At 34.0% G+C, this 12,301-nt stretch carries 6 protein-coding genes; 5 read left to right on the top strand and 1 reads right to left on the bottom strand.

Annotation, left to right across the window (positions count from 1 at the left end):
• The first annotated feature begins 129 nt into the window (after positions 1–129).
• The 4 genes from SHI72_RS20400 (at position 130) to SHI72_RS20385 (ending at position 2,701) form a co-directional block, all read left to right on the top strand.
• The gene (locus tag SHI72_RS20400) at positions 130–345 is read left to right on the top strand and encodes a hypothetical protein (protein ID WP_039115590.1); all 216 of its coding nucleotides are present in this window, start codon (positions 130–132) and stop codon (positions 343–345) included.
• 8 nt (positions 346–353) lie between these two features.
• Positions 354–530, top strand: coding sequence for a hypothetical protein (locus SHI72_RS20395; RefSeq protein ID WP_165572124.1), 177 nt, complete (start codon positions 354–356; stop codon positions 528–530).
• Between the two features lie 305 nt (positions 531–835).
• Positions 836–1,939 (top strand): lipase family protein, encoded by a 1,104-nt coding sequence (locus SHI72_RS20390; RefSeq protein WP_039115589.1) that lies wholly within the window; start codon positions 836–838, stop codon positions 1,937–1,939.
• 129 nt (positions 1,940–2,068) lie between these two features.
• Positions 2,069–2,701: a response regulator transcription factor gene (locus tag SHI72_RS20385; RefSeq protein WP_086895904.1), complete on the top strand. Its 633-nt coding sequence runs from the start codon at positions 2,069–2,071 to the stop codon at positions 2,699–2,701.
• Between the two features lie 2 nt (positions 2,702–2,703).
• Here the strand turns inward: SHI72_RS20385 and SHI72_RS20380 are convergent, their stop codons facing one another.
• Positions 2,704–5,652, bottom strand: a complete 2,949-nt coding sequence (locus SHI72_RS20380; RefSeq protein ID WP_323491209.1) for a ligand-binding sensor domain-containing protein — start codon at positions 5,650–5,652, stop codon at positions 2,704–2,706.
• A 381-nt stretch (positions 5,653–6,033) separates the two neighbouring features.
• Between SHI72_RS20380 and SHI72_RS20375 the strand changes: the two genes are divergently transcribed.
• Positions 6,034–12,301 (top strand): choice-of-anchor L domain-containing protein (locus SHI72_RS20375; protein ID WP_323491208.1); only part of this gene is annotated, 6,268 nt, incomplete at its 3' end.

Raw genomic sequence — 12,301 nt, 5'->3', positions numbered from 1 at the left:
GGATGAAATGTTAATATAATTGTTTTAGCTTAGTTTTACTTTTTCAGCAACATTCCAGCTAGCTTTATTCGATAAAATTAAAATACATATATTCGCAAAATTCAATAAAGAAAGACAGTATTATGATTTATGAATTATAGATTTTTAGTGTATTGCTTTTTATTTATAATTGGTGCTATTGCCTATTATAAGTTAAACAAATGGTCATTAGAAGGCAGAGACGGAAATAAAAATCCTGATTTGTATTCAAAACCACAAACAAACCTTCAAAATTTTAATAGTTGGGTAATTATTATAGGTTTTGTAATAGGGGCAATAGTATGTTTATTTAAGTCAATTAATTAAAATTAAAAATGGGTATAGAAGAAATAGTTAGGCTAATAATTCCTTTAATCAGTATTGTTATGGGATTTGCAATTAAGAACTCAAAGAATGAGAGTTATACTTCGATGAAAAAATACTGGTGGTTTTTTGTTGTCATAGGAATGCTTTTATTCTCGTACCGATTGTACAAGTTTTTATATCATTAATATAAAAACAAATATAGATTTAAAGAGCAAAAGATTATCGTCTAAAAGATAGATTTGATCTGTAATTATTCTCTTTACTCCGTATGCAACAAGTGTATTTTTGATACTTATGGGAACAAAAATCAGGAAGTACTACCAAAATAATGTCTATATTTATTGTAAGATTAGTTCTCAAATAAATAAGTAGTCATAATTATATCGAATGTTTTATATAAAGTCTTAGTTTAGATTAACAGAGGTAATTATGCTAATTTTCAATTTCTAATCAAAATCATTATTACTAATAAATTAGCACCTTGGTCTTTATGAAATTTTTAAAATCACCTTTAGTTGTTTTCTGCTTTTTGTTTTCTTTTACACATAGTATTGCGCAAGATTTAAAACCTGGATTTGATAAGGCAGAATATCGTGAGTTAGTTTATATCGCCACTCGATCGACAGAATCTCCAGAGAAAGCAAAGGATATTCCGCTGCCAGAACATTCAAAATTGGTGTATCAAAGCAAATCAATAGGGCTGGACAATCAGTGGGAGTTATGGCTTAAAGATGGTAAAACTGCTGTATTGTGTACAAGAGGAACTACCGAAAAAGGAGAAAGTTGGCTTGCAAATCTTTATGCAGCAATGACTCCGGCAAAGGGAGAATTAAAAATTTCTAATACAGATACTTTTAAATATGAATTATCTACTAATAAAGATGCAGCTGTTCATACGGGTTATCTTTTAAGTACTGCTTTTCTTTCTAAAGAAATGCTCCCAAAGATAGATTCTTGTTACAAACAAGGGATTAAGAATTTCATAATCATGGGACACAGTCAAGGTGGAGGAATTAGCTATTTGCTTACAGCACATTTTTATAATTTACAAAGCAAAGGTGTTATACCAGCCGATATTCGTTTTAAAACCTATTGTAGTGCAGCTCCTAAACCCGGTAATTTATATTTTGCATATGATTATGAGCGTAAAACTCAAAACGGTTGGGCATATAATGTTGTAAGTGCTGCAGATTGGGTTCCTCAAACACCATTTTCTGTAGAAATGCCTGAAGATTTACCTATAGTAAGTCCAATTGCCTTGGTAGAAGAAACCATAAAGAAGCAAAACTTCTTTAAAAGAATGCTTTTAAATATGGTTTATGATAAAGCAACAAGTCCATCACGCAAAACGGTAAAAACGTATCAAAAGTTGTTAGGTAAAGAAATGGCTAAGAGAGTAAAAGAGTTTTTGCCTGAGTTTGTACCACCACCTTTTTATAACAGTAATAATTATGTACGTACAAGTACTACTATTGTACTTTATCCTAAACAAGATGATGCGGTGTATTATGAAAAATTCCCAAATAATAGTAAGGATTTAATGATTCATCATTCTTTTCCGCCTTACTTATACCTTCTGGATCAGTTGGAATAGAGTATTTGGTCTTATCTTATTATAAAAATAACTTTTATAGGTGTTAAAATTGTGATTTAACAGCATTGATTTATCATAAATGTTTTTAGTTCAGGCAAATAATTGTAATTTTGAGCTGTAAAATTTTCTATGAAAAAAGACTTCAATATATTATTAGCAGATGACCATAGTGTAGTACGGCACGGAATTTCTTTGTTATTAAAAGAAGCTTTCCGAAGTATTAACATTACTCATGCAGATAGTTTTGAAGAAGTTATAAGCAAACTACGCCAGAAACAAGACTTGATTTTTTTAGATATTAACCTTCCTGGAGGGAATAGTACCAAAATGGTTGAAAAAATTAAGCAAAATCACCCTAATTTATTGATCTTGATGTTTTCTGCATATGATGAAACGCAATATGCTTTACGTTATATTCATGCTGGTGCCAATGGTTTTTTAAATAAAGACAGCAGTGACGAGGAAATTATTAAAGCTGTTCGCTCTGTTATCGAAACCGGAAAATATATTAGTGATGTTGTAAAAGAGAAAATTCTTCAAAACGCCCTAAATAAAACTCCAATAAATCCATTAGAAATCCTTTCGGATAGAGAGATTGAAGTTGCCGAACTTCTTGTTAATGGAGAAGGGAATCTCGAGATATCGAATAAGTTGAATATCCAGATGACAACTGTAAGTACTTTTAAAAATAGAATCTTTGAAAAACTAGGGATCAACAATGTTGTTAGACTAGTCGAAATTCTAAAAATCTATAAAAACTAGATTTATTTGGTATTTAAAAACAGAATTGTAATTTTTGTACCGATATTTATAGTACTCTCAATCTTCATTTTAGCTTTCATAATCTCCAAAAGTTCGGTCACAATTTGTAGCCCCATTCCAGGTTTTTCTTGGGTTTGCGTTAATTTTATATCCTGTTTATTGTAAAGGTTTACAATATCGCCAGACATTCCGCTTCCAGTATCTTTAATAGCAAAGAATAGCTTGTTATCCATTATTCCTGAGACTAAAGTAATTTTTCCTGATGGAGTATTTTTTATAGCATTGTCTAGAAGATTATGTACAACGATTGAAAATAATAATCGATTATTGCTGATGGTTTGGTTCGCATCAATAAGGTTTTCAATTACGATTTTTTTGGAAGAGGCAATGGTCAGGAAAATTTTTATTTTTTCTTCGATCAGATCATATAAACAATATGTAGTGGATAAATTTTCTTGTTTAGATACTTTGGTATATTCTAATATATTATTTACAAAATTATAGAGTTGGAAAGATGAAGTATGTAATGATTTTATACCATCCTGAACTGCTTCTGAATCGTTTGGGTTTTGATAAACGTGTTTTGCAGTCATTGCCAAAAAACGCAATGGGCTTTTTATATCGTGTGTAATTGTTCCTATAAGTTTTTTGTGATTTGTGATTTGTTCACGCAAATTTTCGGTTGTATCTTTTAATGTTGTAATTGTATTACGGAGTTGAAAAGTTTGTTCGGCTATTTTTTTTTCTAAATGAATGTTTTTCAATCGAACATATTTCAGTCTTAATTTTACAACATAATATAGAGTAGTAAATGCTAAAATAAAAATCAATACGTTAAACCAAATGGTTTGATAAAATGCCGGAGCGATTATTATAGTTAGTGTTTTGTATCGGTATTCAGAATCATGTCCAGTCATTTTTCTGGCTGTCAGATGATAAGTTCCGTGTGGTAAAGTCGTAAAGTAAATATTATTATCGATTATCGATTCCCATTTTTGAGATATCGGACCTTCAACTTTGGTTTCTATATTTAAGTTATTTGAATTTCCATAATAAGGACTATTTATAAAAAGTCTAAGTCGTTCAAAATCATGATTTAAGTTAAGAGTATCATTTTTAATAGTAACATTTGAGTTGTTGACTTCTGCTTGCTCAAAATAAATATCTCCTTTAGGTAAAAGTCTTTTTACTTTTTTAGAATCAAATACCACATTTCCTTTCATTGATGGGAATGTCACGTAATTATTCTTTAATAATAATCCGCATGGCTGGCATCCGCCATTAAATTCATTGGTTGCAAATCCATCGGACTTATCATAATATTGATAATAAATATTTTTTATTTTTTTGTTGGAATAATCCAGTAGATTTTTTTTAGAAACCTGAAACAATCCTTTATTGGTAGTAATCCAAAAATATCCGTTTTTATCTTCTATAATGCAATGAGAAGTGAGTAGATACTTGTTTTTATCTACCGGAAAAGAAGTGGTTTTTTTAGTAAATTGATTGTATAGATAAAAACCATTTCCATAAGTTGTTATCCATATTTCATCGGGTTTACCAATATATACACTTCTCACATAATTGTTTTCTGTCTCCTTTACATTTTCAATTTTTTTCTCTTTAAAATGAATTTGATGAAATCCCAAATGTGATCCTGTCCAGATAATATTATCTTTTATCTGAAGCATATAGGTTACATTAAAAGGAACATTCATATAAAAATTAAAATGAGGTTTATCTTTTGTACCTCCTAATGTGTATAATTTTCCATTTGGAGAACCTCCAACGCTCATTCCTACTATTATTTCCCCATTATTCATCTGGAAAATTTGTGTAACCCTATCCTCAAAACTCCATTTGTTATAGGTAATAAAATTGCTTTTTTTATGAAAACAGTATACAATATTATTTGCCTTAGTCCAGATATTTCCCATTTTATCAAACATCAGGCTATAATTATCATTTAGAACTTTAAATAAAGGATTACTTAATGATTGCCCATCTGTTGTGAAAATTTCTCCCGATGTGGCTAAGAATTGATTATCCTGATATGGAACCTGCGCGTAATATACTCCATCCTTATTTTTTCCAGGAATGGCCAAAAAAAGTTTTTCCTTAACTACAAGCAATCCATCAGTACTACTTCCGATATATAAAATTCGATCATCTAGGTCATAATATGCAGATACTATATTTCTTTTTGAAAGGTCATAATTCTTTAACAACAAACGAAGTACAAGTTTTTTATGTTTTTTTTCAAGGATGTAAAAATTACCTTCAACGATAAAAAATGTTTGTTGAGAAACATTGTTTATGATAATAGAAAAATTATTTGTTTTTAGCCCATCTATCTTTATAGGATCAATTTTTCCATTCTCGAATTTTATGAATTTTTCTCCATCATAGTTGTAAATAATATTGTTTAGTATGAAAAAGTTTTGATACTCATCATAAGCATATTTAACCTGCCACAATAGTTTGTTTTCATCTTGATACAGACCAATATACTTTTTTGAGAGTGTAAAATATTTGTTATCAGTTCTATGAATTTTGTTGTTATAAAACCGTCTTTTTTTATAAAGAGCATTACTGATTTTAAATTGCTTAGGAATTTTATTTTTAGGAATTATAGAAGCAGTATTGTTTTTTATCCGGATATAGTCGGCAAGATCATTGAGTAAATAGATATTGTCTTTAAGTGCATTTCCTCGAAAAAGACTCATCCTGTTAGTAGTCATTCCTGCTACATTTTCGGTATTAAATGTCTTAAATTGATTTCCATCATATCTTACTAATCCATTTTCGGTAGCCATCCATATAAAACCATTATTATCTTTTATTATGGATTTTACACTGTTTTGAGGAAGTATATTATTGTCTGCAGAATACCAAATAAGAGTATAGTCTTTATTATCTATCTGAGAATAAAGAAAATTGACAAAAAACAATGTCAGAAATAATGCTATTAAATTATTAAAATCTTTAATGATTATTGGGATATTTCTTAGAGAAAGGCATTTAAATACCTTGAAAATTTACCGTTCAATATTACGAAAAAGCAGGAGCCTTTATCTGTAGAATTAATTCTACAGTACAATTCTGTATTCTCTACATGGCTTCTTAATGATTAGAAAGAAATTCGCATCTGGATTACTCTAATATGGAAGTAGTTGTTTATCAATTAAAAGCATTGATTAAAAACTGCAAATTTCGATTAAAGCAACCACCAGAATAGAATACCAAATAGTTTGATTTCAATAGTTACAATATTTAGAGATTAATAAATATCTCTGAATACTATTTTTTAGAATTTTAATAACAATTATTATATGAGGAACTTTACTTATTTTAAATTATTAATGCCAAATAAAGAGGGGGCTCTGAATCGATTTCTAGTCTGTTTCTTGTTTCTGTTTATATTTGGAAACACAGGCTACTCACAAGTCCAGACCACACATAGTGCAGGCCCTAATGATACAACAATATTAAACAGATTAAATGGTAGTGGTGTTATTTTGAGCGTTCCCACATTAGTAAAAGGAGATAGAGCTAAGCAAATTGCTATTTTCTCGGGAGGTACACCTGCTGGTTTAGGAATTGATAAAGGTATTTTATTTTCTACAGGACTTGCTACTGCGGATTTAAGTACTAGAAATACAGCTTTAGGGGTGAGTAATAATGCAATGGGATCTTCAACGATTGATCCGGATTTAGCAACTCTTGATGCCTCAGCAAATAATGATGCAGTTGTATATACCTTCAAGGTAACTCTAGATCCTAAAATGACTGCTATTCGTATCTTTTTTCAGTTCGGATCAGAAGAGTATCCTGATTATGTTGGAAGTAGATATAATGATGTTTTTGGATTTTTTATTTCAGGACCTGGAGTTACAGGGACACAAAATATCGCAAAACTGCCATCGAGCAACAGAGAAATTTCTGTTAATTCGGTAAATGGAGGAGTACTTGGAGCTTCTAAGGATAATACAGGCACACCTATAACCGATAGATTTCAGACTGATTATTACATAAATAATGGACATAGTAATACTGGCGCTCTTAATAATGGAATTGGACCTAGGCCCGTATTTGTAGAATATAATGGATTGACAAAAAGAATATCTTATGATCTTACACAACTAACTCCAGGAGCAACCTATAATTTTAAAATAGCAATTGCAGATGTTGGAGATTCTCAATATGATTCAGGTGTATTTGTGGATGTAATTACGGCTAGTTATGGTGCCGATTTATCGGTAAAAAAAGAAGTAGTAGGTACTCCTAAAAAAGTAGGCGATGAAGCTACTTTTCTTATTACAGCTAGTAATGCGGGACCATATGGTGCAACAGGAGTTAAGGTAAACGATTTATTGCCTTCGGGATATACTTTTGTAAGCGCAACTCCATCGGCAGGAACTTATGATCCAGTTACTGGAATTTGGAATATTGGTGTACTTGCCAATAGAGGAAATGCTACACTTACCGTAAAGGGAATTCTTAAAGCCAAGGGAGATTATAATAATATTGCTAAAATTACAGGAAATGAAGAAGATCCAGATCCTTTAAATAACGAAAGCTCTAGTGAGCCAGTAAAACCACCAGTAGCTAATAATGATTCAGGAAATACTATTGGTGGCACAGCAGTTACTATTGCCGTAACAACAAATGATACTGATCCTGATGGAACTATAAATGTTGCAACAGTAGATCTGGATCCTCTTACGCCAGGTATTCAGGCCACGTTTACAGTAGCAGATGAAGGAACATATACAGTTGATGCTTCAGGAATTGTAACATTTACACCTTTGACAACTTTTAGTGGAGTAGCTAGTTTGAATTATGTTGTAAATGATAATGATGGTTTTACATCTAATGAAGCTACAATTACTGTTACTGTAAAAACGAAACCACCAACAGCTAGTGCACAAACATTTTGTTCTGCTGACCTAAAAAAAATAACTGATTTACCTGCTACAGGTAGTGAAATAAAATGGTACGATAGTTTAACAGGTGGGATTCTATATGATGCAACTCATGTATTAGGAACAAGAACCTATTATGCAAGTCAGACTATAAACGGAAATGAAAGTACGAGAACAGCGGTGACTGTAACGATTAATTCTGCTCCAGTAGCACCAGTTGTAAAAGTTGAAGATAATTGTGATGGTACATCAAAATTATCGACTACGGCTGCTGGTACTTTATTGTGGAGTAATGGCGAAACAACATCTAGTATTATAGTAAGTACAGCAGGAACTTATACTGTTACGACTACTGTAAATGGATGTACCAATTCGGGTAGTGGAATTGCTGCTCCAAAAACAGCACCAGCAGAACCAGTCGCTACAACGCAAACTTTCTGTTCAGCAGAAGCTAAAAAAGTAGGCGATTTACAAGCTACAGGAACAGCAATTCAATGGTATTCCGCAGCAACAAACGGAACATTATATTCAGTAACAGATGTTTTAGCATCAGGAACATATTATGCAAGCCAGACAATTGACGGATGTGAAAGTGCAAGAATTGCCGTAGTGGTAAAAATAACTCCTACACCAGCAGAACCAACAGCTACAACGCAAACATTTTGTTCAGCAGAAGCTAAAAAAGTAGGCGATTTACAAGCTACAGGAACAGCTATTCAATGGTATTCCGCAGCAACAAACGGAACTTTATATTCAGTAACAGATGTTTTAGTATCAGGAACGTATTATGCAAGCCAAACAATTGACGGATGCGAAAGCGCAAGAACTGCTGTAGTGGTAAAAATAACTCCTACACCAGCAGAGCCAACAGCTACAACGCAAACATTTTGTTCAGCAGAAGCTAAAAAAGTAGGCGATTTACAAGCTACAGGAACAGCTATTCAATGGTATTCTGCAGCAACAAACGGAACATTATATTCAGTAACAGATGTTTTAGCATCAGGAACTTATTATGCAAGCCAAACCATTGACGGATGCGAAAGTGCCAGAACTGCCGTAGTAGTAAAAATTACTCCTACACCAGCAGAACCAGCAGCTACAACGCAAACATTTTGTTCTGCAGAAGCTAAAAAAGTAGGCGATTTACAAGCTACAGGAACAGCTATTCAATGGTATTCCGCAGCAACAAACGGAACATTATATTCAGTAACAGATGTTTTAGCATCAGGAACGTATTATGCAAGTCAGACAATTGATGGATGCGAAAGTGCAAGAACTGCCGTAGTGGTAAAAATAACTCCTACACCAGCGAAACCAACAGCAACAACGCAAACATTTTGTTCAGCAGAAGCTAAAAAAGTAGGCGATTTACAAGCTACAGGAACAGCTATCGAATGGTATTCCGCAGCAACAAACGGAACGTTATATTCAGTAACAGATGTTTTAGCATCAGGAACGTATTATGCAAGCCAAACCATTGACGGATGTGAAAGTGCAAGAACTGCCGTAGTGGTAAAAATAAGTCCTACACCAGCAGAACCAACAGCAACAACGCAAACATTTTGTTCAGCAGAAGCTAAAAAAGTAGGCGATTTACAAGCTACAGGAACGGCTATTCAATGGTATTCGGCAAGCACAAACGGAACATTATATTCAGTAACAGATGTTTTAGCATCAGGAACGTATTATGCAAGTCAAACAATTGATGGCTGCGAAAGTGCAAGAACTGCTGTAGTGGTAAATGTAAACACCACTCCAGCACAGCCAAGATTAGGAACTTTAACAAAACCAACTTGTTCAATTTCAACAGGTAGTATAGTTTTGAATGGCTTACCATCAGGTAATTGGACTATAAATCCTGGAAATATTTCTGGAAATACAACAACTACGACTGTAACAGGTTTAGTACAAGGAAGTAGTTATAGTTTCACCGTAACAAGTGATGCAGGATGTATTTCTCTTCCATCTAGTAATATTACTATTGATTATGTTATTTGTGCGATGACTGAAACGACTTCTCCAATTAACGGAAACACAGGAGGAAAAACGCCACCATTAACATCAAACGATAAATTAAATGGAGTAGATGTAGTAATTGGAACCAACCCAGGCGAAGTAAAACTAACGCCAGTAACTGTACCAACAGGATTAACATTAAATCCTGACGGAACTGTAACAATAGCGCCAAATACACCAGCAGGAAACTATGATGTAACGTACAAAATATGCGAAGTAACCAATCCGACAAATTGTGATGAAGTAACTTCAGTAGTTGTAGTAAGTCAGCCATTAATCGAAGCTATCACAGAAACAACTTCTCCAATTAACGGAAATACAGGAGGAAAAACGCCACCATTAACAGCTAACGATAAATTAAATGGAGTAGATGTAGTTATCGGAACCAACCCAGGTGAAGTAAAACTAACGCCAGTAACTGTGCCAACAGGACTTACATTAAATCCTGACGGAACCGTAACCGTATCTCCAAATACACCAGCAGGAAACTACGATGTAACGTACAAAATATGCGAAGTGACCAATCCGACAAATTGTGATGAAGTAACTTCAGTAGTTGTGGTAAGTCCACCATTAATCGAAGCTATTACAGAAACGACTTCACCAATTAACGGAAATACAGGAGGCAAAACGCCACCATTAACAGCTAATGATAAATTAAATGGAGTAGATGTAGTTATCGGAACCAATCCAGGCGAAGTAAAACTAACGCCAGTAACAGTACCAACAGGACTCACACTAAATCCTGACGGAACTGTAACCGTATCTCCAAATACACCAGCAGGAAACTATGATGTAACGTACAAAATATGCGAAGTAACCAATCCGACAAACTGTGCAGAAGTAACCTCAGTAGTTGTAGTAAGTCAACCATTAATCGAAGCAATTACAGAAACGACTTCTCCAATCAACGGAAACACAGGAGGAAAAACACCACCATTAACATCAAACGATAAATTAAACGGAGTAGATGTAGTTATCGGAACCAACGCAGGCGAAGTAAAACTAACGCCAGTAACTGTGCCAACAGGACTCACATTAAATCCTGACGGAACTGTAACCGTATCTCCAAATACACCAGCAGGAAACTATGATGTAACGTACAAAATATGCGAAGTAACTAATCCGACAAATTGTGATGAAGTAACTTCAGTAGTTGTGGTAAGTCCACCATTAATCGAAGCTATTACAGAAACGACTTCACCAATTAACGGAAATACAGGAGGCAAAACGCCACCATTAACAGTTAATGATAAATTAAATGGAGTAGATGTAGTTATCGGAACCAACCCAGGCGAAGTAAAATTAACGCCAGTAATAGTACCAACAGGACTCACATTAAATCCTGACGGAACTGTAACCGTATCTCCAAATACACCAGCAGGAAACTACGATGTAACGTACAAAATATGTGAAGTAACCAATCCGACAAATTGTGATGAAGTAACTTCAGTAATTGTAGTAAGTCAGCCATTAATCGAAGCAATTACAGAAACGACTTCTCCAATCAATGGAAACACAGGAGGAAAAACGCCACCATTAACATTAAACGATAAATTAAACGGAGTAGATGTAGTAATTGGAACCAATCCAGGCGAAGTAAAACTAACGCCAGTAACTGTACCAACAGGACTCACACTAAATCCAGATGGAACAGTAACCGTATCTCCAAATACACCAGCAGGAAACTATGATGTAACCTACAAAATATGTGAAGTAACCAATCCGACAAATTGTGATGAAGTAACTTCAGTAATTGTAGTAAGTCAGCCATTAATCGAAGCAATTACAGAAACGACTTCTCCAATCAATGGAAACACAGGAGGAAAAACGCCACCATTAACATTAAACGATAAATTAAACGGAGTAGATGTAGTAATTGGAACCAATCCAGGCGAAGTAAAACTAACGCCAGTAACTGTACCAACAGGACTCACACTAAATCCAGATGGAACAGTAACCGTATCTCCAAATACACCAGCAGGAAACTATGATGTAACCTACAAAATATGCGAAGTGACCAATCCGACAAACTGTGATGAAGTAACTTCAGTAGTTGTAGTAGGAGCAGCGGTGATAGATGCAACAGATGATAACGTACTCTTTGCAGACGGAATAAACGGAACACTAGAAGCAATCAATGTATTAGACAATGATAAATTAAACGGAAGCAGAATAAACAACCCAGCCGTTGTAACTATAAAAAGCCTAACCGTATTATCAGGAATTACATTAAACGAAGACGGAACAATAGATGTAGCGCCAAATACACCAGGAGGTACCTATACCCTAAACTACCAAATTTGTGATGTGATAAACAAAACAAATTGCGTAAGTGCCAAAGTGACCATTTTTGTAGCCGTACCATCGATAGCCGTAATAAAAACAGCTACATTCAATGACGAAAACAAAAGCGGTTATGCCAATGCAGGAGAAACTATAACCTATACCTTCAAGATAACCAATACCGGAAACACCCCGCTGACAAACGTAACAGTTAGCGACCCACTTCCAGGACTAGTTATGACAGGAAGCCCAATCACATTAGGCGTAAATGAAACCGATGAACACACTTTTATAGGCGTATATGTAATCAAACAATCCGACATCAATGCAGGAAAAATAAGCAACCAGGCCACCGCATTTGGAACCAGTGCCA

Origin of the sequence: Flavobacterium sp. PL02 (assembly GCF_035013205.1) — a bacterium.
GTDB lineage: Bacteria > Bacteroidota > Bacteroidia > Flavobacteriales > Flavobacteriaceae > Flavobacterium.
This window is presented reverse-complemented; position numbering and strand designations above follow the sequence as displayed.

Coding starts and splice junctions, on each gene's coding strand:
- SHI72_RS20400 (WP_039115590.1), top strand. CDS start 130: ATGAATTATAGATTTTTAGTGTATTGCTTTTTATTTATAATTGGTGCT.
- SHI72_RS20395 (WP_165572124.1), top strand. CDS start 354: ATGGGTATAGAAGAAATAGTTAGGCTAATAATTCCTTTAATCAGTATT.
- SHI72_RS20390 (WP_039115589.1), top strand. CDS start 836: ATGAAATTTTTAAAATCACCTTTAGTTGTTTTCTGCTTTTTGTTTTCT.
- SHI72_RS20385 (WP_086895904.1), top strand. CDS start 2,069: ATGAAAAAAGACTTCAATATATTATTAGCAGATGACCATAGTGTAGTA.